A 22,064-nucleotide genomic window follows, 5' to 3' on the forward strand; every position below is an offset into this window, starting at 1 on the left:
TCGGTTCCATTCTGGATCGCGGCCGCCACGGCGTCAATACAGCCCGCGCACCCGCGCCTGCAGGCGGCTGAGGCCCAGCAGCGCATCCGTGAAGGGCGTGGGCACGCCGGTCAGGCGGCCCATCTCCTGCACCACCGTCACCAGCGCATCGAGCTCCACCGGCTTGCCGGCTTCCACGTCCTGCAGCATGGAGGTCTTGAAGGCGCCCAGCTTGCGCGTGACCTGGTGGCGGTCTTCCGGCATCTGCGCGATCGGGATGCCGACGCGGGCGCCGATCTCGCGCGCCTCCAGCATCACGGCGGAGATGAAGCCGCGCACCAGCTCGTCGTCCAGGATGCGGTCGGTGGTGGCGCCGGTGAGGGCGCTGACCGGGTTGACCGTCATGTTGCCCCACAGCTTGTACCAGGCGTCCTTCTGGATCTGTTCGGACAAGGCGGTCTCGAAGCCGGCCTTCTCGAGCAGCGCGACCAGTTCCTGCACCCGGGCCGTCTTCTCGCCCGAGGGCTCGCCCACGATCAGCTTGTTGCCGAAGTGGTGCTGCACCCAGCCGGGCGCGCGCAGCGAGCAGCTCGCGTGCACCACGCAGCCGATGATGTGCCTGGCCGGCACGGCCTCGGCGATGGCGCCGTCCGGGTCCACGGCCTTCAGCCGCGTGCCGGCGTAGGCGCCGCCGAAGCCCTGGAAGAACCACCAGGGCACGCCGTTCATGGCGGTCAGCACCATCGTCCTGGGCCCGAGCAGCGGCGCGACCTGCCTCGCCACGTCCGGCATGGACGGCGCCTTGACGGCGACGACCACCAGGTCCTGCACGCCCAGCTCGGCCGGCGCGGCGCTCGCCCGCACCTCGGCGCTGAGCGTCTCCTCGCCCTGTTGCAGCCGCAGCCCGTGGGCGCGCAGCGCCTCCAGCGTCGCGCCGCGCGCGACCACGCCCACGTCGCAGCCGGCGCGCGCCAGCTTCACGCCGATCCAGCCGCCGATGGCGCCGGCGCCGTAGATGCAGGCTTTCATTGCTTGTAGCCGTCCCCGGATTTCTGCTCCACCAGGCGCGTCATCGCGTCGAACACGTCCTGCCCGGCGCCGAAGCGCTGGTCGAACTGGAAGGAATCGTGCGTGGTCTTCTTCGCCACGTCCGGCGGGATCGGGATCGCGCGGCCCAGGCCGGCCTGCGTGACCTGCACGTCGCAGGCGCGCTGCAGCGTCCACAGCCGCACGAAGGCGAGCGGCAGCGTCGGCCCGACGGCGAGCAGGCCGTGGTTGCGCAGGATCATCAGCGGCTTGCGGCCCAGGCTCGCCAGCAGGCGCGGCGCCTCGTCGGCGTGGATGGTGATGCCCTCGAAGTCATGGTAGGCCACCATGTCGTCGAGCTGCGCCGAGTAGAAGTTGTTCTGCGCGAGGCCGCCTTCCGTGCAGGCGACGGCGAGCCCCGTCGTCGTGTGCGTGTGCATCACGCAGTGCGCGTCGGGCACGGTGTCGTGGATCGCCGCGTGGATGGTGAAGCCCGCCGGGTTCACCGGCCAGGGATTGCCGGTGTCCAGCTTGTGGCCCTCGATGTCGATCTTCAGCAGGTTGCTGGCCGTCACCTCGGAGTAGTGCAGCCCGAAGGGATTGATCAGGAAGTGCTTCTCGCCACCCGTCACGCTGTCCGGCAGGCGCACCGTGATGTGGTTGTAGATCATCTCGGTCCAGCCGAGCATGTCGAAGATGCGGTAGGCCGCGGCGAGCTGCACGCGGGCCTTCCACTCGTCGGGGTGCATGCCCGGCGCGCGGGGCTGCAGGACGGCGTTCATCCGGGGCTCCTCAGTAGGTCTGGCTCTTGGCCACCTGCGGCGCGGACTTGAAGGTCGCCGCCAGCGCCGTGGTGCCGCGCACCAGGATGTTGCTGTCCAGGCCCACGGCGATGAAGGTGTAGCCCATCTCCTGGTACTTGCGCGCCTGCGCCTCTTCGGGCGTCAGGATGCCGGCGGCCTTGCCCGCCTTGCGGATGCGCTTGCACGCGTCCTCGATCAGCGCCTGCACTTCGGGGTGGCCGGGATTGCCGACGTGCCCGTAGGCGGCGGAGAGGTCGGCCGGGCCGATGAAGACGCCATCCACGCCTTCGGTGGCGGCGATCTCGTCGAGGTTGGCGATCGCCTCGCGCGTCTCGGCCTGCACCAGCAGACAGACCTGGCTGTTCGCTTCCTTCGCGTAGTTGGCGATGCGGCCCCAGCGCGAGGCGCGGGCGCCCGCCATGCCGCGCAGGCCGTCGGGCGGGTAGCGCATGCAGCGCACCAGCTCGCGCGCCTGCTGCGGCGTGTCCACCATCGGCACCAGGATGGTCTGCACGCCGGTGTCGAGGTACTGCTTCAGCAGGCCCTGGCCGACGAACCCGTGCCCCATGGGCACGCGCGCGATCGCATGCGTGCCGGGGTAGGCGGCGATCACCTGCGCCTGCTGCAGCACGTTGTAGGGGTCGTTGGGCGTGTGCTCGGCGTCCAGCAGCAGCCAGTCGAAGCCGGCGCCGGCGCAGATCTCGGTGACCAGCGGGTTCATCAGGCTGACCCACAGGCCGTACTGCGGCCGCTGTTCGGCCAGGGCCTTCTTGAACGGATTGACAGGCATCTCCATGGCGTCCCCTCAGGTGAACTGGAATTCGAAGCGGCCCAGCGGGCCGTAGTCGGCGTCGAAGCGGTCGCCGCGTTTCGCGATGGCCGGACGGGTGAAGGAGCCGGCCAGCACGACCTCGCCGGCTTCCAGCGCCTCGCCCCAGGGCGCCAGCTTGCGCGCCAGCCAGGCGACGCCGATGGCCGGGTGCCCCTGCACGCCGGCGGCCAGGCCGGTCTCCTCGACGGCGCCATTCTGGCGCAGGATCGCGCCGACCCAGGGCAGGTCGACCTCGGCGGGCTTCACCTTGCGCCCGCCCAGGATGATGCCGGCGTTGGCCGCGTTGTCGCTGATGGTGTCGTAGACCTTGCGCATCGCCTTCGTGTGGCGGTCGAACTGCTCGATGCGCGCGTCGATGATCTCGATGGCGGGCTGCACGTAGTCGGTGGCCGCCAGCACGTCCTCCATGCCGACCTGTTCGCCTTCCAGCTTGCGCTTGAGGATGAAGGCCAGCTCCACTTCCACGCGCGGCGCGATGAAACGCTCGGTGGGCAGGGCGCCCGGTTCGAAGAACATGTCGTCCAGCAGCGTGCCGTAGTCCGGCTCGTCGATCTGGCTGGACAGCTGCATCGCTCGCGAGGTCAGGCCGATCTTGTGGCCGCGCACCTGGCGGCCTTCGGCGATCTTCATGGCGACCCAGGCGCGCGAGACGGCGTAGCCGTCCTCGATGGTCATGCCGGGGAAGCGCTTGGAGAAATGCTCGACCTGCACGCGCTTGCGTTCGCTCTCGTGCAGTTCGGCGGCGAGTTCCTGGATGGTGGTCTGGTCAAACATTCTTGTTCGCGAACAGGGGATGCAGGGTGCTGTGCTTGGCGTCGTACACCTGGCCGGGGCTCTCGTCGATCTGCAGCGTGATGCCGATCAGCTCCTGATCGAAGATCGGCGCGAAGTGCTCCTTCAGCACGGCAAGCAGCGTGTCGCCGGCCTGCTTCTGCACCGCGGCGCTGCGCCCGGCGCCCATGCGCACATTGACGTACATGAAGGCGTAGTCCGCCTTCCCGTCCGCCACCGCGTAGTGCGCCGCCGGATACGCCAGCACGCGCGCACCGGCCGTGGGAAACACCTGCTTCCCCGCCTCGTCGCGCACGGTGAGCATGGTGTCCGCCAGCTTGCGGCACAGCGCCCCGACGTCGGTCTTGGCTTCGATGTTGGGCGTGTAGAGGATGACGCAGTGGGGCATGAGGGTCTCTAAATTGGGGTCAGATTCCAATTAAAGGCGCTGGTTGATGTTCGTGTAGCCCTCGGCCGAAGACGCCTGTGCCCGCGGGATCGCATCTCCCTTCACCGGCGTCACCGGAAACACCGCGTTGATCTGCCCCGTGCCGGACGCGCCGAAGTAGGGCGTGATCACTTCGGCCTTGCCGGTGTACTCCGACCAGCCGAGCGCCCCCACCAGCATCGCCGTGTCGTGCATGAAGCCCTCGCCGTGGCCCTTGGACGCGTACTCCGGCAGCATGCCGCAGAAGGTCTTCCAGTCGCCCCGTTCCCAGATGCGGATCACCTCGCGATCGAGCTGTTCCAGGAAGGGGCTCCAGATCTTGAACCCGAACTCCGGGGCCAGGCCGTTCTGCGCGAAGCGGTGCGACAGCGAGCCGCTCGCGAAGAAGGCGACGGTGCCGTCGTAGTGGTCCTCCACCGCGCGGCGCATCGCCCAGCCCAGGCGCGCGCTGTCATTCAGGTAGTGCGCCTGGCACAGCGCCGACACCGACACCACCTTGAAGTGCTGGTCGGTGTTCATGTAGCGCATGGGCACCAGCGTGCCGTACTCGGGCGCCAGCGTCGTGCGGTCGTGCGCCAGCGTCTCCACGCCGAAGTCGTTGCAGACCTCCGCCAGCAGCTTGCCCAGCTCCGGGTTGCCCGGGAACTCGTATTCCATGTTGCTGATGAAGTGCGGCAGCTCGTTGCTGGTGTACAGGCCCTTGAAGTGCGCGCCGCAGTTCACGTGGTAGTTGGCGTTGACCAGCCAGTGCGTGTCGAACACCACGATGGTGTCCACGCCCAGCTCGCGGCAGCGCCGGCCGATCTCGATGTGCCCGTCGATGGCGTCCTGGCGCGTGCCCTGCCGCGGGCCGGGCAGCTCGCTCAGGTACATGGACGGGACGTGCGTGATCTTGGCGGCGAGTGCGAGCTTGCCCATGGTCAGACCCCCCAGTGCGGGATGTGGTGCGAGCCGAGCGACACCGCGATGTTCTTCGGCTCCAGGAACACTTCGTAGCTCCAGGTGCCGCCTTCGCGGCCCGTGCCCGAGGCCTTGGTGCCGCCGAAGGGCTGGCGCAGGTCGCGCACGTTCTGGCTGTTGACGAAGCACATGCCGGCCTCGATGGACGCCGCCACGCGGTGCGCGCGGCCCACGTTCTCCGTGAACACGTAGCTGGACAGGCCGTAGGAGATGTCGTTGGCGATGCGGATCGCGTCCGCCTCGTCGTCGAAGGGGATCAGGCAGGCGACCGGCCCGAAGATCTCGTCCTGCGCGATCTTCATGCGGTTGTCCACGTCGGCGAAGACGGTGGGCACGACGTAGTTGCCCTTCTTCACGCGGTCGGGCAGCACCGGCACGTCCAGGCCGCCGCACAGCATGGTCGCGCCTTCCTTCTGTCCCAGCTCGATGTAGCCGCGCACCTTGGCGAGGTGGCCTTGCGAGATCATCGGGCCGATGATGGTCTTCTCGTCCAGCGGGTCGCCGACCGTGATGCGTTTCGCGCGCGCCACGAACTTGTCGACGAAGCTCGCGTAGATGGACTTCTGCACCAGGATGCGGCTGCCCGCCGTGCAGCGCTCGCCGTTGTTGGAGAAGATCATGAACACGGCGGCGTCGAGCGCGCGGTCCAGGTTCGCGTCGTCGAAGATCACGAAAGGCGACTTGCCGCCCAGCTCCATGCTGAACTTCTTCAGGCCCGCTTCCTTGACGATGCGGTTGCCGGTGGCGGTGGATCCCGTGAACGAGATCGCGCGCACGTCCGGATGGCGCACCAGCGGCTCGCCGGCTTCCTTGCCGTAGCCGTGGACGATGTTCAGCACGCCGGCGGGGATGCCCGCCTCCAGCGCCAGCTCGCCCAGGCGCGCGGCCGTCAGCGGCGACAGCTCGCTCATCTTCAGCACGGCGGTGTTGCCGAAGGCGAGGCAGGGCGCCACCTTCCAGGTCGCCGTCATGAAGGGGACGTTCCACGGCGAGATCAAGGCGCAGACGCCGACCGGGTGGAACAGCGTGTAGTTCAGGTGCGTCGGCGTCGGGTAGGTGTGGCCGTCCACGCGCACGCACATCTCGGCGAAGTAGGAAAAGTTGTCGGCGGCGCGCGGCACCAGCTGCTTGCCGGTCTGCGCGATCACCTGGCCGGTGTCGTCGGTCTCGGTCCGGGAGATCTCCGGCACGTTCCTGGCGATCAGCTCGCCCAGCTTGCGGATCAGCCTGGCGCGCTCGGGCGCGGCGAGCGAGGACCACTTGGGGAAGGCTTCCTTGGCCGCCGCCACGGCGGCGTTCACCTCGGCCTCGCCGCCCGAGGCGACCTCGGCCAGCACTTCCTGCGTGGCGGGGTTGACGGTGGGGAAGTAGTCGCGGCCGGCGACGGGCTTGCCGGCGATCAGGTGTTCGATGCGTTGCATGTTCAGGGACTGCCGATGGTGTTCATGAGGGCGCCGATGCCCTCGATCTCGGTGACGACCACGTCGCCCGGCTGGCAGTCGACGACGCCGTCGGGCGTGCCGGTCAGGATCAGGTCGCCGGGGTTCAGGGTCATGAAGCTGGAGAAGTACTCGATCAGGAAGGGCACGTCGAAGATCATGTCCTTCGTGCTGCCTTCCTGCGTGACCTTCCCGTTGACGGTGGTCTTGAGGGCCAGCGCCATCGGGTCCGGGATGTCCGCCGTGTCGACGCGCCAGGGCCCGAGCGGCGTCGCGCCGTCGCGGTTCTTCACGCGCAGGTTGGGCCGGTACCAGTTCTCCAGGTAGTCGCGGATCGCGTAGTCGTTCGCGACCGTGTAGCCGGCGATGAAGTCGTAGGCGTCGTCGCGCCTGACCTTCTTCGCCTTGCGGCCGACGACGATGGTCAGCTCGCATTCGTAGTGCATGAACTGCACGCCGGCCGGCCGCCGCGTCGTCTGGCGGTGGCCGTTGAGCGCCCGCTCGCCCTTGAGGAACACCAGCGGCTCCTCGGGCGCCTTGAACGCCAGCTCCCTGGCGTGGTCGGCGTAGTTCAGCCCCAGCGCCAGGATCGTGCGTGGGCGGTCCACCGGCGCCAGGGGCGGCAGCCAGGTGACCTGGTCCTGCCAGAGGCGGCGGCCATCCTCCAGCACCACCTGCCCGTCGCGCTCGGTGGCGTTGTGCACCATGCCGTCGACCTTCACGCGTGCGTGCTTCATGCGGCCTCCGCGACCAGGGTGTTGGTGAGGGTGCCGAGCGCCGGCATGCTGATCTCGATGCGGTCGCCGACGCGCGCGCGCGGCCGGCCCACGTCGCAGCCCAGCATCAGCATGTCGCCCGGGCCCAGCGTCATGAACTCGCTGACGTCCGCCAGCAGCTTGTCGGCGGGCCGCACCAGCTGCGAGAAGCGCACGGTCTGCTTCAGTTCGCCGTTGATGCGCACTTCGAGCTTGAACACGGCGGGGTCGCCGGCCTCGTTGCGGGCGCGCACGCGGTCGCCGATGCCCAGGAAGCCGTCCAGGCACTTGAACTTCACCGGCGGGCGGAAGAAGCTCTCGTGCGGGATGGACACGTCGTTCATCAGCACGAAGCCGCCGATCTCGGTGGTGGACTTCATCACCATGGCGACGGTCGCGCCGATCTCCACTTCCGGCACGCGCGCCGGCACCGGGATCGCGCCGCCGTTTTCCGTCCAGGTGTTGGCCGGCTTCACGTAGAGAACGGGCGCCTTCGGCGGCGCCTTGTACGGCGCCTCGTTCATCTTGTCGCCCAGCGCTTCCAGCTCGCCGCGGAAATTCATCAGCGTGCCGTAGACCGTGCCTCTCTTCACCTCGCTCATGGGTGCTCCAGTGCGATCAGTTCGTCCAGCAGCCCGTAGAGCTGCGCCAGTTTCTGCTTGCCCAGCGACCGTTCCAGCCACTGGTAGTGGCCTTCCACGGTGGAGGACAGGCGCTCGACCATCTTGCGTCCGCGCGCCGTGGCCTCCACCACCGTCCGTCGCTGGTCGGCCGGGTCGCGCTCGCGCCGGATCAGGCCGTCGCGCTCCATGCGCGCCAGCACGCCGGTGAGGCTGGGCCCGAGGATGTAGGCCTCGCGCGCGACCCGCCCCGTCTCGACCGTTCCGTGCTCGCCCAGCACGCGCAGCACGCGCCACTGCTGGTCCGACAGGCCGTGCTCGCGCAGGCGGGGGCGGGTGTGCGCCATGACGGACTCGCGCGCCTGCAGGAGCAGGCGCGCGAGGTTGCGATGGCTGAACGTGGTCGGCGGCATGCGGAATATTTAAGATGTTAAATGATTCGCCGCGCCCGTCAAGCGCCGGGCTCGCCTGGGGTCTTTCAGTCCACGGTCGCGCTGGCGCGCCGGCTGGGCTCGCGGACCGGAACCAGGGCGCCCCGCACCCGGTCCACCAGCTCGAACGGGTCCACCGGCAGGCGGTTGCCGCGCCAGGCGACGTGCTGGTCCGGCCGCGAGAGCACGAGCGCGTGGCCGTACAGGCCGGCGGCTTCGCGCGACTGCACGTCCAGCACCTGCAGAGGCACGCGGCGGCGGGCGGCGGCCTGCTCCAGCGCGGCCGTGGGCACCTGCGGATCGAAGCGCAGCAGCGTGTAGCCGGGGCCCATCGCGTCGTAGAGCGAGCGGCCGTCGTCCAGCCAGACGTGCGGCGTGCGGCAGCCCGGCACGGTGGAGGGCGTGAACTGGTCCATCGTGTAGGCCGGCGGGTCCTCGCCGTCGTACGCGATCAGCGGCGAGCGGTCGTAGAAGGAGCCGAAGTTCAGGCCGCCGCAGCAGTACTGCTTGACGTTCAGGTCGTAGAGCGCCTTGCCGGCGGCGGCGCGCGCCGCGGCGCCGGCCTCGCCCGGCGCCTCGATGCCGGCCGGAACGCCCTCGCGCTCCTTCTGCAGCGCGATCGCGTGGTTCATCGCGAACTTCGACACCTGCTCCGTGATGGGCAGGCGCTCCGCTTCGTACGCGTCCAGGGCGCCTTCGCCCGCCCAGCCCGCCAGCCGCGCGGCCAGCAGCCAGGACAGGTTCATTGCGTCGGCGATGCCGGCGTTCATGCCGTAGCCCGCCATGGGGATCCACAGGTGCGAGGCGTCGCCGCAGAGGAACACGCGGCCTTCGCGGAACCGGTCGGCCACGAGCCGGCGGCCGACCCAGTCCTCCTTGGTGATGATCTCGTAGCGGAAGTCGGCGCCCACGCCCAGGATGGTGCGGATCGCCCAGTCGCGGTCCACCGCGTCGAAGTCGGTCTCGTCGGCCTTCAGGTAGTTGTGCAGCAGGAAAGTCTCGCGCCCGTCGATGGCGTAGACGTTGCCGCAGCGACGCGGGTTGAGCGAGAAGGTCGCCCAGGCCGGGCCGTTCTTCGCGCGCTGCAGCAGGTCGGGCGCGCGGAAGTAGGTGGACTGCACGCGGCCGACGACGTCGGTGCCCGAGAGCTTGGCGCCGATCTTCTTGCGCACGCCGGACTTCCCGCCGTCGCAGCCGATGAGGTAGTCGGCGCGCACCTGCAGCGTCTCGCCCGTGTCCAGGTCGACGCCGGTCGCGCGCACGCCCTCGGCGTCCTGCGTGAAGTCGTCGATGCGCGTGCGGTTGAGGATGCGCAGGCCGGGCATCGCCTCGGCGTGGGCGAACAGCACCGGCTCCAGGTAGATCTGGTTGATGCGGTGCGGGGGCTCGGGCGTGGGCCACCACGTGTCCGGGCCGCCGCGGGCCGTGTAGCGGTCCTGCCGCGACGGGATGGGGATGCGCGAGAGCTCCTCGCCGGTGAAGGTCGTGCGGTAGGCGACGTCGTTCGGGTAGTCCGCGGGCAGCCCGGCCTCGCGCAGCGCCCTCGCGACGCCCAGGCGGCGGAAGATCTCCATCGAGCGCGCGGAGACGTGGTTGCACTTGACGTTGGGCGGTTCGCCGCGCTGGCGGATCTCGGCCACCAGCACGTCCACGCCGCGCTGCGCCAGGTCCATGGCGAGCGTGAGGCCGACGGGGCCGGCCCCGACGACGAGGACCTGCGCTTGCAGGGTGCGGGTCATGCCAACTCCAGGGAACAGAGGAAAACCTTGATTAGAGACAAGGTCCGCGCGCTGCGACAATGAATCTTCGATGCCGATTCATAAAAAGCCTTTATCCATGCGCGGCCTGCCTTCGGTGCGGCAGCTGCGCGCCTTCGTCGCCGTCTACCACGCGGGCCAGGTGTCGGCGGCGGCGGAGCAGCTGGCGCTGACGCAGCCGGCGGTGACGGTGCTGCTGCGCGAGCTCGAGGCCCGGCTGGGCGTGAAGCTGTTCGACCGCAGCACGCGGACGCTGCGGCGCACCGAGGCGGCGGCCGAAGCGATCGCTTACGCGGAGCGGGCGCTCGGCGAGCTGGAGGCGCTGGTGGCCGGCATGGCCGAGCGCGCCGGCGCGCGCCGCGGGCGCGTGCGCATCGCGGCCACGGCGACGGTGGCGCAGACGCTGCTGCCGCCGGTGATGCGGCGCTACCTCGACGCGCACCCCGACGTGCGGGTCGAGATCGAGGACGTCGCGCCCACGGGCTTCGTCGAGACGCTGCTGGCCGAGCGGGTGGATTTCGGCATCGGCAGCCTCGAGTCGCCCGTGCCGGGCTTGCGCGAACAGGTCTTCCTGCGCGACAGCCTGGCGGCCGTGGCGCTGGCCGCGCCCGGCTTCGTCGGCGGCAATCCGATCACCTGGAAGCAGCTGGCCGGGCTGCCGATCGTGACGGTGAAGCCCGGCTACGGCGTGCGCCGGCGCATCGACGCGGCGGCGGAGGCGGCCGGCGTGCAGCTGCGGGTGGTGCACGAGGTCTCGCTGCTCACGACGGCGCTGGCGATGGCGGCAAGCGGGCTGGGCGTGGCCGTGGTCCCGGCCTCGCTGCTGCAGTACGGCGGCGACGCGCGCCTGGTCGGCCGCCGCCTCGTGCGCCCGGCGGTGGAGCGCAATACGGCGGTGGTGTACCGGCAGGAGCGCTCGCTGTCGCCGGCGGCGCAGGCGTTCGTCGATTTGCTGACCGGCGCCGTCATTCCCGCGAAGGCGGGAACCCAGGGCATTGGAACTGCGCGCGCAGCGCGCAGCTGAAGGCGGAAGCCCTGGGTCCCCGCCTGCGCGGGGATGACGAACACATACACTCCCCCCATGGCGAAGGACAAGACCGTCTACACCTGCACCGAATGCGGCGGCAGCACGCCCAAGTGGCAGGGCAAGTGCCCGAACTGCAACGCGTGGAACACGCTGATCGAGGGCGTGGCCGAAGCCACCGGCGGCGGGCGCAACCGCTTCGCCTCGCTGGCGCCGGCCTCGGAAGTGGCGGTGCTGTCGGACATCGAGGCGGCGGAGGTCGCGCGCACGCCCACCGGCATCGATGAGCTCGATCGCGTGCTGGGCGGCGGCATCGTCGAAGGCGGCGTCGTGCTGATCGGCGGCGACCCGGGCATCGGCAAGTCGACGCTGCTGCTGCAGGCGCTCGACGGCCTGCAGCGCGGCGGCGTGCCCACGCTGTACGTCACCGGCGAGGAAAGCGGCGCCCAGGTGGCGCTGCGCTCGCGCCGCCTGGGGCTGGACCGGTCGCAGGTGAAGGTGCTGGCCGAGATCCAGCTGGAGAAGATCCAGGCGACCATCGCCGCGCAGCAGCCGGCCGTGGCGGTGATCGACTCGATCCAGACCGTGTACTCCGACCAGCTCACCTCCGCGCCGGGCTCGGTGGCGCAGGTGCGCGAATGCGCGGCCCACCTCACGCGCGCCGCCAAGGCCGGCGGCACGACCATCGTGCTGGTGGGCCACGTCACCAAGGAAGGCGCGCTGGCCGGCCCGCGCGTGCTGGAGCACATGGTGGACACGGTGCTCTACTTCGAGGGCGACACGCACTCCAGCTTCCGCCTGGTGCGGGCGATCAAGAACCGCTTCGGCGCCGTCAACGAGATCGGCGTCTTCGCGATGACGGAGAAGGGCCTCAAGGGCGTCGCCAATCCCAGCGCCATCTTCCTGTCGCAGCACAGCGAGCCCGTGCCGGGCAGCTGCGTGCTGGTGACGCTGGAGGGCACGCGGCCGATGCTGGTGGAGATCCAGGCCCTGGTGGACAGCGGCGGGCCCAGCCCGCGCCGGCTCTCCGTCGGCCTGGAGCGCGACCGGCTCGCCATGCTGCTGGCCGTGCTGCACCGGCACGCCGGCGTCGCCTGCATGGACCAGGACGTGTTCGTCAACGCGGTCGGCGGCGTGCGCATCAGCGAGCCGGCGGCCGACCTGGCCGTGATGCTGGCCATCGCGTCGTCGCTGCGCGGCCGGGCGCTGCCCAAGGGTTTCATCGCCTTCGGCGAGGTGGGCCTGGCCGGCGAAGTGCGGCCGGCGCCGCGTGGGCAGGAGCGGCTGCGCGAGGCGGCCAAGCTCGGCTTTTCCATCGCGATCGTGCCCAAGGCCAACGCACCCAAGGGCGGGCGCGCGTCCGGCCGCGAGTTCGAGGGACTGGCCATCCATCCGGTCGAGCGGATCGAGGAAGCGCTGGAAGTCGTCCGCGGCCTGGCCTGAGCCCCGCGCCGCCGCGGGTTCGCGGATACTGCGCCGCGAAAGGACCCGCATGCAACTGATCCTCTCGGCCGGCGCCATCGGCCTCATCGTGCTGTGGGGGCTGCTGGCGCCCGCCAGCCTGGAAGCGGCCGTCAACGGCGCGCTGGCCGTCATCACGCGCAACTTCGGCTGGCTGTACCTGTGGGTGGTGCTGGGGCTGGTGCTGCTGGCCATCGTGCTCGCCGCCAGCCGCTACGGCGACCTGAAGCTGGGCGACGAGGACGACGAGCCCCAGTTCTCCACCGGCGCCTGGTTCTCCATGCTGTTCGCCGCCGGGATGGGCATCGGCCTGGTGTTCTGGGGCGTCGCCGAGCCCCTGTCGCACTACGCCACGACGCCGCCGGGCCTGGTGACGGGCACGCCGGAGGCCGCCAACGCCGCCATGCGCTACGCTTTCTTCCACTGGGGGCTGCATCCCTGGGCGATCTACGGCGTCGTGGGGCTGGCCATGGCCTTCTTCCAGTTCCGCCGCGGCGGCACGGCACTCGTGAGCACCGCGACCGAGGCGCTGCCTTGGCGCGTCGTGCGCCGCCTCTCGCCGCTGTTCAACGTGCTGGCGGTGGTCGCCACCGCCTTCGGCGTCGCCGCATCGCTGGGCATGGGCGCCAGCCAGATCAACAGCGGGCTGAACGCCGTGTTCGGCGTGCCCATCGGGAACCTGCCCAAGGTGCTCATCATCGTGGTGACGACGGTGCTGTTCATCACCTCGGCGCTCAGCGGCGTGGAGCGCGGCATCAAGTGGCTGTCCTCCGGCAACCTGGTGCTGGCCGGGCTGCTGGCGCTGGCCGTGCTGCTGCTGGGGCCCACGATCTCCGTCGTCGACACCTTCACCACGACGCTCGGGAGCTACCTGAGCGACCTGATCCGGATGAGCCTGCGCATGACGCCCTTCCGCGAGAGCTCGTGGGTCGGCGACTGGACGATCTTCTACTGGGCCTGGTGGCTGTCCTGGTCGCCCTTCGTGGGCCTGTTCATCGCGCGCGTCTCGCGCGGCCGCACGATCCGCGAGTTCCTGCTCGGCACCGTGCTCGCCCCCACCCTGGTGGGCTTCGCCTGGTTCTCGGTCTTCGGCGGCACCGCGCTGCACATGGAGATCTTCGACCGCGTGCCGCTGGCGGCGGCCGTGCAGTCGGACGTGTCCACGGCCATCTTCGCGATGTTCTCCGCCATGCCCTTCGGCGCCGTCATGTCCGTGGTCGCCACCGTGCTGGTGGTGGTGTTCTTCGTCACCTCGGGCGACTCGGCCACGCTGGTTCTGGGCATGATGAGCACCGGCGGCAATCCCAACCCGCCGGCCCGCGTGAAGCTGGCCTGGGGCGTGCTCGTGGCGGCGATCGCCACCAGCCTGATGCTGGCCGGCGGCATCCAGGCCCTGCAGACCGCCACCATCGTGTTCGCGCTGCCCTTCACCGTGGTGGTGGTGCTGATGGCCGTCTCGGTCACGCGCGCCATCGCCCACGACTGGGAGGAGGAGCGCCGGCGCGAGCGGGCGCTGCGCCGCCGGATGCGCGAGCTGCTGAAGGACGAGGCGCCCCGGGCAGAATCCGGGCCATGAACCTGCAGAAGATCCTCGTTCCCCTCCTGGGCATCGCCTTCGTCGCCCTCGCCTGGCGCACCTGGGGCTGGCCCGGCGTCGCCCTGGCCGTCGGCGGCATCGTCATGTGGATGCTGCTGCACTTCACCCGCATGATGAAGGTGCTGCAGCGCGCCGCCAACCGGCCCGTCGGGTACTGCGACAGCGCGGTGATGCTCAATGCGAAGCTGCGCCCCAAGGTGAACCTGCTGCACGTGCTGGCCATGACCCGCGCCATCGGCGAGCAGCTGAGCCCGAACGACCAGCAGCCCGAGGTGTTCCGCTGGACCGACGGCAGCGGCTCCAGCGTCACCTGCGAATTCGCCGACGGCAAGCTGGTGAAATGGGAGCTGTTCCGCCCGCAGGGCGCGCCGGAGCAGGGCGAATCGCCCGCGCCGTAAAATCGGCGTTTCCGCGAATTCCACCCACAAGGACAACCTCATGAGCCCGGCACCCTCCATGGCCGACCGCGACGGCAAGATCTGGATCGACGGCGAACTGGTCGACTGGCGCGAAGCGAAGATCCACGTCCTCACGCACACGCTGCACTACGGCTGCGGCGCGTTCGAGGGCGTGCGGGCCTACAACACCGTCAACGGCACCGCGATCTTCCGCCTGCAGGAGCACACCGACCGCCTGTTCAACAGCGCCAAGATCCTGCGCATGCAGATCCCCTTCTCCAAGGAGCAGGTGAACGAGGCGCAGAAGCAGGTCGTCAAGGCCAACAAGCTGGAGTCCTGCTACATCCGCCCGCTGGTCTGGATCGGCTCGGAGAAGCTGGGCGTCAGCCCGCGCGGCAACACCATCCACCTGATGGTCGCGGCCTGGCCCTGGGGCGCGTACCTGGGCGAGGAAGGCCTGCAGCGCGGCATCCGCGTCAAGACCTCCAGCTACGCCCGCCACCACGTGAACATCACGATGACGCAGGCCAAGGCGGTCAGCAACTACAGCAACTCGATCCTGGCCAACATGGAGGCCCTGGACGACGGCTACGACGAGGCCCTGCTGCTGGACGCCTCGGGCTTCGTGGCCGAAGGCGCCGGCGAGAACGTGTTCATCGTCAAGGACGGCGTGGTCTACACGCCCGACCTGTCGGCCGGCGCGCTGAACGGCATCACCCGCAACACCACGCTGCACATCTGCAAGGACCTCGGCATCGAGGTCGTGCAGAAGCGCATCACCCGCGACGAGGTCTACATCGCCGACGAGTGCTTCTTCACCGGCACCGCCGCCGAAGTGACGCCGATCCGCGAGCTCGATCGCGTGCAGATCGGCATCGGCCGCCGCGGCCCGGTGACCGAGCGCATCCAGAACGCCTTCTTCGACATCGTCAACGGGCGCAATCCCAAGTACGCCCACTGGCTGACGCGCGTCTGAACCGAACGATGAGCACTCCCGCGAGAAAAGAAGTCGTCGTCGAACTGGGCGCCAGGGACCTCAACGCCAATGGCGGCATCTTCTGCCCGAGCCCGGCGGCCGGCATGAAGCTGTGGAACAACCACCCGCGCGTGTACCTGGACCTGGCCGCCAGCGGCGCGGCGAAGTGCCCGTATTGCGGCACCGTCTACAAGCTGCGCGCAGGCGAGCACTTCGCCGGCCACTAATTGGGGTCAGATTCCAATTTCTGCCTCGCTGATCATCGCGCCGCAATGGATCGGTGACGCGGTCATGACCGAGCCGCTGCTGCGCCGGCTGCATGCGCGCGGCGAGCGGCTCACGGTGGGCGCGCTGCCCTGGGTGGCGCCGGTCTACCGGGCGATGCCGCAGGTGGACGCGGTGATCGAGTTCCCCTTCCGCCACGGCGGCCTGCAACTGAAGGCGCGCCGCGCGCTCGCGAGGGAACTCCACGGCCGCTTCGAGACCGCCTACGTCCTGCCCAATTCGCTCAAGAGCGCGCTGCTTCCGCTGCTGGCCGGCATCCCGCGGCGGGTCGGCTACCTGGGCGAGGCGCGGGTGGGCCTGCTCACCCATCGGCTGAAGAATCCCAAGGACAAGCCGCCGATGGTGGCCTTCTACTCGGCCCTGAGCGGCGAGGAGGGGCTGGCGGGCGACCGTCCGCAGCTGGCGCTGCCCGACGCCGAGGTCGAAGCGGCCTTGCGGAAGCACGGCCTGCAGCGCCGCGCCTACGTGGTGATGGCGCCCGGCGCCGAATACGGGCCCGCCAAGCGCTGGCCGCACTTCGGCGCGCTGGCCGCGCAGCTGGCGCAGCCGGTGCTGCTGCTCGGGTCGGGCAAGGAGTCGGAACTGTGCGAGGCGATCCGGACCCTGGCGCCGCAGCACGCGCGCAACCTCGCCGGCCAGACCTCGCTGATGGAGGCTTTCGCGCTGATCGCGGGCGCCGGCCACGTGGTCAGCAACGACTCGGGCCTGATGCACGTGGCCGCCGCCTTCGGCGTGCCGCAGGTGGCGCTGTACGGATCGTCGAGCCCGCTGCACACGCCGCCGCTGAACGCGAAGGCGCAGGTGGTCTGGCTGAAGCAGGACCCGGACTACCTGCCGCCGCTGGATTGCGCGCCGTGCTTCCAGCGGGAGTGCCCGCTGGGGCATTTCCGGTGTCTCAATGACGTGAAGCCGGAGCGGGTAAGGACCTTGATGGGCGCGTGAATCCGGTGGCGTCAGCCGCCAAGCAGCTCCCGCGCCTCGCGCGTCATGCGCCCGATGACCTCCTCCGCCCCCGGCACGTCATGCACCAGCCCGGTTGCCTCGCCGACCGTCGCGTGCGCCTTCGTGTAGTCGCCCGCCTTCACCGCCGCCTCGTACTCCGCCCGCGCCGCCTCGGGATCCGCCCGCAACGCCTCGACGCGGTCTTCCCACTCGCGGTGCAGCGCATTGCGCACGCACCGGAAGTCGTAGGGCGCCGGCCAGTTCTTGCGCCGCAGGATGTCGAAGATCGCGCTGCGCGCCGTGCCGTCGCCGTCGGTCTCCACGGCCTGCTGCTTGGCGCCGGTGGCCGCCAGGCTCTCGCGCGTGGCCCAGAGGCGCGAGCCGACGACGACGCCGTCGGCGCCCAGCACCAGCGAAGCCGCCAGGCCCCGGCCATCGGCGATGCCGCCGGCCGCGAGCAGCAGCACGTTCGGCGCGCGCTTCGCCAGCCAGTCGGCCAGTTCCGGAACGAAGCTCATGGTCGCGCGGCCGTTCAGCGCGTTCATGCCGTGCCCGCCCGCCTCGCCGCCCTGCGCGACGATCACGGCCGCGCCCGCCTCGAGGGCCACCGGCACCTGCGCGAGCTGCTGCACCTGGCAGACCAGCACGGCGCCGCTGCGCGCGATGCGCTGCGCGTAAGGCCGGGGGTCGCCGAACGAGAGCATCAGGGCGCGCGGCTTCTGCTCCAGTGCCCAGTCCAGCGCCGACGCATCCTCGGCCAGCTTCCAGGTGATGAAGCCGCAGCCGATGCGCTCGCGCGGCCCGCGTTCCAGCGCGAGCCGGACCTCGCGCTGGGTCCACGCCAGGTCGCCGTAACCGCCGCCGACCAGGCCCAGCGCGCCGGCGCGGGCGCAGGCCCCCGCGAGTTCGCCGCCGGCGGCGAGCGCCATGGGCGCGAGCGCGACGGGGGTGGAGAGTCCGAACAGTTCCGAGAAGCGGGAGCGGGCGAGCGTCTTCATGGCCGCATTCTGCGCCGGGTCATCGAGGCCCTGGCGCGGGCCGGGGCATGATGCCGCCATGACCGACATCACGATCTACCACAACCCCTCCTGCAGCACCTCGCGCAACGTCCTCGCCACGATCCGGGAAAGCGGCCGCGAGCCGCGGGTGATCGAGTACCTGAAGACGCCGCCGACGAAGGAGCAGCTGCGCGCGCTGGTGGCCGCCATGGGTGTGCCCGTGCGTTCCATCCTGCGCGAGAAGGAAGCGGCGTACGCGGAGCTGGGGCTCGCCGACCCGAAGTGGAGCGACGACCAGCTGCTGGACTTCATCGTGCAGCACCCGATCCTGCTGCAGCGGCCGGTGGTGGTGACGCCGCTCGGCACGAAGATGTGCCGGCCCGCGGAGGAAGTGCGGACGATCCTGCCCCCGGCCTGAACGCGCTTCACGCCGGCAGCAGTTCCTGCAGGCGCAGCAGGCTGGTCGAGGGCACGCCGTTCCAGACCAGGTGCGTGTGGTTGCGCCGCACGCGCGCCGGCAGCTCGTGCTGGCGCACGTCCTGGGCTGAGCGCAGCGTGGCCAGCAGCGAGCGGGGCACGATCGCGAAGCCGGTGCCCGCCGCCACGCAGGCGATCATCGCCTGGTAGGACGCGAACTCGAGCGTGCGCGCCGGCATCAGCGCCGAGGCGCCCAGCCATTCCTCCACGCGCTTGCGGTACGAGCAGCCGTCGGCGAAGGCGATCAGCGTGAGGCCCGCGAGGTCCGCGGCGCGCCGCACCGCGCCCAGCTCGCGCGGCGTGATGAGCACGAGTTCCTCCTCGAACACCTTGCGCGAGGCGAGCGCGCCCGGCGCGAAGGGCTCCGACACGAACGCTGCCTCGATCTCGAAGTTCGCGACGCGCTGCAGCAGCGCGCCGGTGGTGCCCGTCACCAGCTCCACCACCACGCCGGGATGCAGGCGGTGGAAGCGCGCCAGGATGGCCGGCAGGCGGCTGCCCGCCGTGCTCTCCAGCGCGCCCAGGCGCAGCACGCCGACCGCGCGTCCGCTCTTCAGCTCGCTCTCCGCCTCGTCGGCCAGCCGGAACAGCCGCTGCGCATACGACAGCAGCAGCTCGCCCTCGGGCGAGAGCACGAGCCCGCGGCCCTGCCGCCGGAACAGCGGCCGGCCGAGGCGCTGCTCCAGCTGCTTGATGCGCGTCGTCACGTTCGACTGCACGCGGTTCAGCTTGCAGGCCGCGCGGATCACGCCGCCTTCCTGCGCCACGGTGCGGAAGATCTCCAGGCTGTCGAGGTCGATGCTTCTCATGGCGAGAACAAAGCTCCAGATTTATTCATTTGTGCGGCAGGCCCATTCTGGCTCCAATCGGGGCCATGCGGAACACCCGCCCGCCCCATCCACGCACCCTGGCCCTGGCCGGCCTGCTGTCGCTGGCCGCCGCCATGGGCATCGGCCGCTTCGCCTTCACGCCGCTGCTGCCGCTGATGCTGCGCGAGGGCAGCCTGCCCATCGCCTGGGCCGGCTGGCTGGCCGCGGCCAACTACCTGGGCTACTTCCTCGGCGCGCTCAGCGCCGCGCGCCTGCCGCTCGGCCCGCGCGGGCTGGCCGCGGTGGCGCTCGCGCTGACGGCGGGGTCGACCGCCGCGATGGCGTGGCCGGCAGCGGGGACGTGGCTGGGGCTGCGCTTCCTCGCGGGCGCCGCGTCCGCGTGGGTGTTCGTCGCGACCAGCGTCTGGGCACTGGGCGCGCTGGCCCGCGGCGGCCACGTCGACCTGGGCGGCCGCGTGTATGCCGGCGTCGGCGCCGGTATCGCGCTCACCGGGCTCTATTGCCTGGCCGCCGCGGCGTGGGGCGTGGGTGCGGCCGCCCTGTGGGTGCACCTGGGCGTGCTCGCCGGCGCGCTCGCGCTGCCGGTCGCGTGGGTGCTGGCCCGCGTGCCCACTGACACGACCATGCCGCCTGCCGCCCAGCCCCCAGCGGGCGATGCGCGCGGCGCCGCGGGCCTGGTCGCCTGCTACGGGCTCATGGGCTTCGGCTACATCCTGCCGGCCACCTTCCTGCCGGAGCAGGCGCGCCAGGTCGTCGACGATCCGCGCTGGTTCGGCCTCGCCTGGCCGGTGTTCGGCACGGTGGCGGCGCTCTCCACGCTGGCAGCCCCCCGGTGGTTCCGCCGCACGGGCCGGCTGCCGGCCTGGGCCGCGAGCCAGCTGCTCATGGGCGTCGGCGTGCTGCTGCCGGCGCTGTGGCTGAACGCGTTCACCATCGCGGCCTGCGCGCTGCTCGTGGGCGGCACCTTCATGGTGATCACGCTGGCCGGCGTGCAGGAGGTGCGCGCCCGTGCGCCAGCGGACGCGGCGCGCCAGGTGGGCCGCATCACCGCGGCCTTCGCCTTGGGACAGATCGCGGGCCCGCTGCTGCCGGCGCTCCTCCACCGCGTCGGCCTCGGCCCGCGCGCGCTGCCGCTGTCGCTCGAACTGGCCGCGGCCGGCCTGCTCGCGAGCGGCGCTTGGCTGTGGCGGCTTTCCTCCCGCTTCCCGGAGACGATCCATGCCTGAATCCGCGCTTCCCCAGGGCCACGCGCAAGGCGCGGCCGAACGCCTTCCCATGCCGCCGGCCGATGCGTTGACGCCGGCGCAGCGCGAAGCCGCACAAGCCCTCATCGCAGGGCCCCGCAAGGGCGTGTACGGTCCCTTCCTGCCCCTGCTGCGCAGCCCGGTGCTGATGGAGCGCGTCGCCACGCTGGGCGAATACCTGCGCTTCGGCAGCGTCCTCGATGCCCGCGTGCGCGAACTGGCGACTTGCGCGGTCGCGCGGCACGTCGGCAACCAGTTCGAATGGACCATGCACGCGCCGCTCGCGCGGCAGGCCGGCGTGTCGGCGGCGGCGCTGGAGGCCGTGCGCGCCGGGGCGCGGCCGAAAGCACTGGCGGGCGACGAGGAGGCGGCGCTGGATTTCATCCGCGAGCTGCTGCAAACGAACGGCGTCAGCGACCCGACCTACACCAGCGTGCTGGAGGCCTTCGGCGAGCAGGGCGTGGTGGAACTGGCCACGCTGGTGGGCTACTTCGCGATGGTGAGCTGGGTGATGAACGTCGCCCGCACGCCGGCGAAGGCCGGCGCCGAACCGGGGCTGGATGCCTTCCCCGCGTGAGCGACCGGGCAAAAAAACAGCCACCTTGCGGTGGCTGTATCAAGTCCTTGGAAGGACGTCGTTGGGAGACTTGAATCTCGTGTGTCCGACGATGCGTGACAGTGATTGCAACTCTAGTGGGCCTGGCCGCCGCGTCCATCCCCCTTTCGGGGGATGCCTGGGACGCTCCGTGGCGCCGGTCAGGAATTCATCTTCGTGAATTTCGGCGCGCTTGGCGAGCGCCCGCGCAAGTCTTTTACCACGCGTTACGTTTGCTCACAGGGGAGCGCGAGCACGAAGCAGGCGCCGCCGCCCGGGTTGGCCTCGCAGTGGACGGTCCCGTGGTGCCTCTGGGCGATCGAGCGCACCAGCGCCAGGCCCAGCCCCACGCCGCCCTCGCGCTCGCTCGCGCCCTTCAGGCGGTAGAAGGGCTCGAAGATGCGCTCGCGTTCGCTTTCCGGCACGCCGGGGCCGCGGTCGCAGACCCGAACGACGGCGCTGCGGCCGCGGCGGGTGACGCTCACCGTGACCGGCCCGCCGCTGTAGCGCCGCGCGTTCTCCAGCAGGTTGCGGATCGCCCGGCGCAGCAGCTTGGCCACTCCCTGCACCACCATCGCCTGCTCGGATTCCGCCTCGTCCAGCTCCGCGCCGGAACGGGCCGTTTCCTCGGCCACCAGGCCGGTCAGGTCCACCGCCTCGATGGTGCCCATGTCGTCCGCGCGGGCGTCGAGGCGGCTCGCGAGCAGGATCTCGTCGATCAGCTGGTCCAGTTCCGCGATGTTGCGGGTGATCTCGTCGCGGGTGCGCGCCGAAGGCTCCGGGTCCATCAGCTCCAGCCCCATGCGGATGCGCGCCAGCGGCGAGCGCAGCTCGTGCGAGGCGTTCGCCAGCAGCGACTTGTTCGCCTTCAGCAGGGACTCGACCCGCTCGGCCGCGTGGTTGAAGCGGTTGGCCAGGAAGCCGACCTCGTCGCGGCCGCGCACCGGCACCCGCGCGCTCAGGTCGCCTTCGCCCCAGCGCTCGACGCCGCGGCGCAGTTCCTCCAGCCGCAGCGTGAGCCGCCGCACGATCGGGTAGCTGCCCACGGCGACGGCCAGCGCGACGATCCCGAGCATCCACAGGAAGCCGGTGGAGCCGCGCGGCAGCCAGCGCCGGCCGCTGTCGCCGCGCGGGCGGTGGCGGGGCGGCAGCTGCACGGTGAGCGTGCTGCCGTCCTTCATGGCCACGTCGAACTCCAGCCCCTGGCCGGGCACGCGCGAGGGCCGCACCATGCTCTGGCCGAGGATCTCGTCGGCCTCGTTGCGGATGATCACCTCGCGCATCGGCACCTGCTCGGAATTCAGGCGCCACAGCCAGCCGAAGGCGACCGTGAGCAGGCCGACCGCGACGATCACGGCCAGCCAGATGCGCAGGTAGAGGGGGAAGCGCCAGTGCGCGTTCCAGGCGGTCATCGGG

The 22,064-nt window shown here is 70.7% G+C and carries 24 protein-coding genes; 10 read left to right on the top strand and 14 right to left on the bottom strand.

Annotated features, from left to right (window positions below; translation table 11 throughout):
• Window positions 1-33: 33 nt before the first annotated feature.
• The 11 genes from ACY0MJ_RS04295 to ACY0MJ_RS04345 all read right to left on the bottom strand — a co-directional run bounded on the left by ACY0MJ_RS04295 (window position 34) and on the right by ACY0MJ_RS04345 (window position 9,803).
• Window positions 34-1,008 (bottom strand): 2-dehydropantoate 2-reductase, encoded by a 975-nt coding sequence (locus ACY0MJ_RS04295; RefSeq protein WP_462637048.1) that lies wholly within the window; start codon window positions 1,006-1,008, stop codon window positions 34-36.
• The gene (locus ACY0MJ_RS04300) at window positions 1,005-1,787 is read right to left on the bottom strand and encodes a class II aldolase/adducin family protein (RefSeq protein WP_462637049.1); all 783 of its coding nucleotides are present in this window, start codon (window positions 1,785-1,787) and stop codon (window positions 1,005-1,007) included. Before ACY0MJ_RS04300 ends, ACY0MJ_RS04295 begins: the two co-directional genes overlap by 4 nt.
• A 10-nt stretch (window positions 1,788-1,797) precedes the next feature.
• Entirely contained in the window at window positions 1,798-2,604 is an 807-nt protein-coding gene (locus tag ACY0MJ_RS04305) for an HpcH/HpaI aldolase family protein (protein WP_462637050.1), read from the bottom strand.
• A gap of 9 nt (window positions 2,605-2,613) precedes the next feature.
• Entirely contained in the window at window positions 2,614-3,414 is an 801-nt protein-coding gene (gene hpaH / locus ACY0MJ_RS04310; RefSeq protein ID WP_462637051.1) for a 2-oxo-hept-4-ene-1,7-dioate hydratase, read from the bottom strand.
• Complete coding sequence (locus tag ACY0MJ_RS04315; RefSeq protein ID WP_462637052.1) at window positions 3,407-3,820, bottom strand: 5-carboxymethyl-2-hydroxymuconate isomerase; 414 nt, start codon at window positions 3,818-3,820, stop codon at window positions 3,407-3,409. The genes hpaH and ACY0MJ_RS04315 overlap by 8 nt, the downstream gene beginning before the upstream one ends.
• A 30-nt stretch (window positions 3,821-3,850) precedes the next feature.
• Window positions 3,851-4,777: a 3,4-dihydroxyphenylacetate 2,3-dioxygenase gene (gene hpaD / locus ACY0MJ_RS04320; RefSeq protein ID WP_462637053.1), complete on the bottom strand. Its 927-nt coding sequence runs from the start codon at window positions 4,775-4,777 to the stop codon at window positions 3,851-3,853.
• A gap of 2 nt (window positions 4,778-4,779) precedes the next feature.
• The gene (gene hpaE, locus ACY0MJ_RS04325) at window positions 4,780-6,240 is read right to left on the bottom strand and encodes a 5-carboxymethyl-2-hydroxymuconate semialdehyde dehydrogenase (protein WP_462637054.1); all 1,461 of its coding nucleotides are present in this window, start codon (window positions 6,238-6,240) and stop codon (window positions 4,780-4,782) included.
• A 2-nt stretch (window positions 6,241-6,242) separates the two neighbouring features.
• Complete coding sequence (locus ACY0MJ_RS04330) at window positions 6,243-6,995, bottom strand: fumarylacetoacetate hydrolase family protein (protein ID WP_462637055.1); 753 nt, start codon at window positions 6,993-6,995, stop codon at window positions 6,243-6,245.
• The gene (locus ACY0MJ_RS04335; RefSeq protein WP_462637056.1) at window positions 6,992-7,615 is read right to left on the bottom strand and encodes a fumarylacetoacetate hydrolase family protein; all 624 of its coding nucleotides are present in this window, start codon (window positions 7,613-7,615) and stop codon (window positions 6,992-6,994) included. The genes ACY0MJ_RS04330 and ACY0MJ_RS04335 overlap by 4 nt, the downstream gene beginning before the upstream one ends.
• Window positions 7,612-8,046 (bottom strand): homoprotocatechuate degradation operon regulator HpaR, encoded by a 435-nt coding sequence (gene hpaR / locus ACY0MJ_RS04340; protein ID WP_462637057.1) that lies wholly within the window; start codon window positions 8,044-8,046, stop codon window positions 7,612-7,614. Before hpaR ends, ACY0MJ_RS04335 begins: the two co-directional genes overlap by 4 nt.
• 65 nt (window positions 8,047-8,111) lie before the next feature.
• On the bottom strand, window positions 8,112-9,803 hold the full coding sequence (locus tag ACY0MJ_RS04345; protein WP_462637058.1) for an FAD-dependent oxidoreductase: 1,692 nt from the start codon (window positions 9,801-9,803) through the stop codon (window positions 8,112-8,114).
• A gap of 97 nt (window positions 9,804-9,900) precedes the next feature.
• On the opposite strand from ACY0MJ_RS04345, the gene ACY0MJ_RS04350 reads away from it, so the two are divergent.
• From ACY0MJ_RS04350 to waaF, 7 genes are read left to right on the top strand one after another with little or no spacing between them, the layout of a single operon-like run.
• Window positions 9,901-10,845, top strand: a complete 945-nt coding sequence (locus ACY0MJ_RS04350; RefSeq protein WP_462637059.1) for a LysR family transcriptional regulator — start codon at window positions 9,901-9,903, stop codon at window positions 10,843-10,845.
• A 57-nt stretch (window positions 10,846-10,902) separates the two neighbouring features.
• Window positions 10,903-12,288 carry a DNA repair protein RadA gene (gene radA / locus ACY0MJ_RS04355; RefSeq protein WP_462637060.1) on the top strand — a complete coding sequence of 462 codons (1,386 nt, stop codon included), beginning with the start codon at window positions 10,903-10,905 and terminating at the stop codon, window positions 12,286-12,288.
• A gap of 49 nt (window positions 12,289-12,337) precedes the next feature.
• Window positions 12,338-13,882 (top strand): BCCT family transporter, encoded by a 1,545-nt coding sequence (locus ACY0MJ_RS04360; protein ID WP_462637061.1) that lies wholly within the window; start codon window positions 12,338-12,340, stop codon window positions 13,880-13,882.
• Window positions 13,879-14,301, top strand: a complete 423-nt coding sequence (locus ACY0MJ_RS04365; protein WP_462637062.1) for a glycerate kinase — start codon at window positions 13,879-13,881, stop codon at window positions 14,299-14,301. Before ACY0MJ_RS04360 ends, ACY0MJ_RS04365 begins: the two co-directional genes overlap by 4 nt.
• A gap of 40 nt (window positions 14,302-14,341) precedes the next feature.
• Window positions 14,342-15,277 carry a branched-chain amino acid transaminase gene (locus tag ACY0MJ_RS04370; RefSeq protein WP_462637063.1) on the top strand — a complete coding sequence of 312 codons (936 nt, stop codon included), beginning with the start codon at window positions 14,342-14,344 and terminating at the stop codon, window positions 15,275-15,277.
• An 8-nt stretch (window positions 15,278-15,285) separates the two neighbouring features.
• Window positions 15,286-15,504: a zinc-finger domain-containing protein gene (locus ACY0MJ_RS04375; protein WP_462637064.1), complete on the top strand. Its 219-nt coding sequence runs from the start codon at window positions 15,286-15,288 to the stop codon at window positions 15,502-15,504.
• A gap of 16 nt (window positions 15,505-15,520) precedes the next feature.
• Window positions 15,521-16,504, top strand: a complete 984-nt coding sequence (waaF, locus tag ACY0MJ_RS04380) for a lipopolysaccharide heptosyltransferase II (RefSeq protein WP_462637097.1) — start codon at window positions 15,521-15,523, stop codon at window positions 16,502-16,504.
• 11 nt (window positions 16,505-16,515) lie between these two features.
• Here waaF and ACY0MJ_RS04385 read toward each other — a convergent pair whose 3' ends face one another.
• Complete coding sequence (locus tag ACY0MJ_RS04385) at window positions 16,516-17,502, bottom strand: NAD(P)H-dependent flavin oxidoreductase (protein WP_462637065.1); 987 nt, start codon at window positions 17,500-17,502, stop codon at window positions 16,516-16,518.
• 58 nt (window positions 17,503-17,560) lie between these two features.
• On the opposite strand from ACY0MJ_RS04385, the gene arsC reads away from it, so the two are divergent.
• Entirely contained in the window at window positions 17,561-17,920 is a 360-nt protein-coding gene (gene arsC, locus ACY0MJ_RS04390; RefSeq protein WP_462637066.1) for an arsenate reductase (glutaredoxin), read from the top strand.
• 7 nt (window positions 17,921-17,927) lie between these two features.
• Here the strand turns inward: arsC and ACY0MJ_RS04395 are convergent, their stop codons facing one another.
• A complete protein-coding gene (locus ACY0MJ_RS04395; protein WP_462637067.1) occupies window positions 17,928-18,788 on the bottom strand; it encodes a LysR family transcriptional regulator in 861 nt (286 codons plus the stop codon).
• 65 nt (window positions 18,789-18,853) lie between these two features.
• Here ACY0MJ_RS04395 and ACY0MJ_RS04400 point away from each other — a divergent pair, with 65 nt between their 5' ends.
• Together ACY0MJ_RS04400 and ACY0MJ_RS04405 are read left to right on the top strand one after the other, a co-directional pair.
• Complete coding sequence (locus ACY0MJ_RS04400; RefSeq protein ID WP_462637068.1) at window positions 18,854-20,035, top strand: YbfB/YjiJ family MFS transporter; 1,182 nt, start codon at window positions 18,854-18,856, stop codon at window positions 20,033-20,035.
• Entirely contained in the window at window positions 20,028-20,630 is a 603-nt protein-coding gene (locus tag ACY0MJ_RS04405) for a carboxymuconolactone decarboxylase family protein (RefSeq protein WP_462637069.1), read from the top strand. Before ACY0MJ_RS04400 ends, ACY0MJ_RS04405 begins: the two co-directional genes overlap by 8 nt.
• A gap of 245 nt (window positions 20,631-20,875) precedes the next feature.
• Here ACY0MJ_RS04405 and ACY0MJ_RS04410 read toward each other — a convergent pair whose 3' ends face one another.
• Entirely contained in the window at window positions 20,876-22,060 is a 1,185-nt protein-coding gene (locus tag ACY0MJ_RS04410; RefSeq protein ID WP_462637070.1) for a sensor histidine kinase, read from the bottom strand.
• Window positions 22,061-22,064: the final 4 nt, after the last annotated feature.

It is taken from the genome of Ramlibacter sp. bp-362 (assembly GCF_054956735.1).

Excerpts from the sequence above, each read along its gene's own strand:
- ACY0MJ_RS04385 (WP_462637065.1), bottom strand. The coding sequence starts at position 17,502 with ATGAAGACGCTCGCCCGCTCCCGCTTCTCGGAACTGTTCGGACTCTCC.
- radA (WP_462637060.1), top strand. The coding sequence starts at position 10,903 with ATGGCGAAGGACAAGACCGTCTACACCTGCACCGAATGCGGCGGCAGC.
- ACY0MJ_RS04360 (WP_462637061.1), top strand. The coding sequence starts at position 12,338 with ATGCAACTGATCCTCTCGGCCGGCGCCATCGGCCTCATCGTGCTGTGG.
- hpaR (WP_462637057.1), bottom strand. The coding sequence starts at position 8,046 with ATGCCGCCGACCACGTTCAGCCATCGCAACCTCGCGCGCCTGCTCCTG.
- ACY0MJ_RS04315 (WP_462637052.1), bottom strand. The coding sequence starts at position 3,820 with ATGCCCCACTGCGTCATCCTCTACACGCCCAACATCGAAGCCAAGACC.
- ACY0MJ_RS04345 (WP_462637058.1), bottom strand. The coding sequence starts at position 9,803 with ATGACCCGCACCCTGCAAGCGCAGGTCCTCGTCGTCGGGGCCGGCCCC.
- ACY0MJ_RS04400 (WP_462637068.1), top strand. The coding sequence starts at position 18,854 with ATGCGGAACACCCGCCCGCCCCATCCACGCACCCTGGCCCTGGCCGGC.
- ACY0MJ_RS04330 (WP_462637055.1), bottom strand. The coding sequence starts at position 6,995 with ATGAAGCACGCACGCGTGAAGGTCGACGGCATGGTGCACAACGCCACC.
- ACY0MJ_RS04295 (WP_462637048.1), bottom strand. The coding sequence starts at position 1,008 with ATGAAAGCCTGCATCTACGGCGCCGGCGCCATCGGCGGCTGGATCGGC.
- arsC (WP_462637066.1), top strand. The coding sequence starts at position 17,561 with ATGACCGACATCACGATCTACCACAACCCCTCCTGCAGCACCTCGCGC.
- ACY0MJ_RS04405 (WP_462637069.1), top strand. The coding sequence starts at position 20,028 with ATGCCTGAATCCGCGCTTCCCCAGGGCCACGCGCAAGGCGCGGCCGAA.
- ACY0MJ_RS04365 (WP_462637062.1), top strand. The coding sequence starts at position 13,879 with ATGAACCTGCAGAAGATCCTCGTTCCCCTCCTGGGCATCGCCTTCGTC.
- ACY0MJ_RS04375 (WP_462637064.1), top strand. The coding sequence starts at position 15,286 with ATGAGCACTCCCGCGAGAAAAGAAGTCGTCGTCGAACTGGGCGCCAGG.
- hpaH (WP_462637051.1), bottom strand. The coding sequence starts at position 3,414 with ATGTTTGACCAGACCACCATCCAGGAACTCGCCGCCGAACTGCACGAG.
- ACY0MJ_RS04410 (WP_462637070.1), bottom strand. The coding sequence starts at position 22,060 with ATGACCGCCTGGAACGCGCACTGGCGCTTCCCCCTCTACCTGCGCATC.
- ACY0MJ_RS04305 (WP_462637050.1), bottom strand. The coding sequence starts at position 2,604 with ATGGAGATGCCTGTCAATCCGTTCAAGAAGGCCCTGGCCGAACAGCGG.
- ACY0MJ_RS04395 (WP_462637067.1), bottom strand. The coding sequence starts at position 18,788 with ATGAGAAGCATCGACCTCGACAGCCTGGAGATCTTCCGCACCGTGGCG.
- ACY0MJ_RS04350 (WP_462637059.1), top strand. The coding sequence starts at position 9,901 with ATGCGCGGCCTGCCTTCGGTGCGGCAGCTGCGCGCCTTCGTCGCCGTC.
- ACY0MJ_RS04370 (WP_462637063.1), top strand. The coding sequence starts at position 14,342 with ATGAGCCCGGCACCCTCCATGGCCGACCGCGACGGCAAGATCTGGATC.
- hpaE (WP_462637054.1), bottom strand. The coding sequence starts at position 6,240 with ATGCAACGCATCGAACACCTGATCGCCGGCAAGCCCGTCGCCGGCCGC.
- hpaD (WP_462637053.1), bottom strand. The coding sequence starts at position 4,777 with ATGGGCAAGCTCGCACTCGCCGCCAAGATCACGCACGTCCCGTCCATG.
- ACY0MJ_RS04335 (WP_462637056.1), bottom strand. The coding sequence starts at position 7,615 with ATGAGCGAGGTGAAGAGAGGCACGGTCTACGGCACGCTGATGAATTTC.
- ACY0MJ_RS04300 (WP_462637049.1), bottom strand. The coding sequence starts at position 1,787 with ATGAACGCCGTCCTGCAGCCCCGCGCGCCGGGCATGCACCCCGACGAG.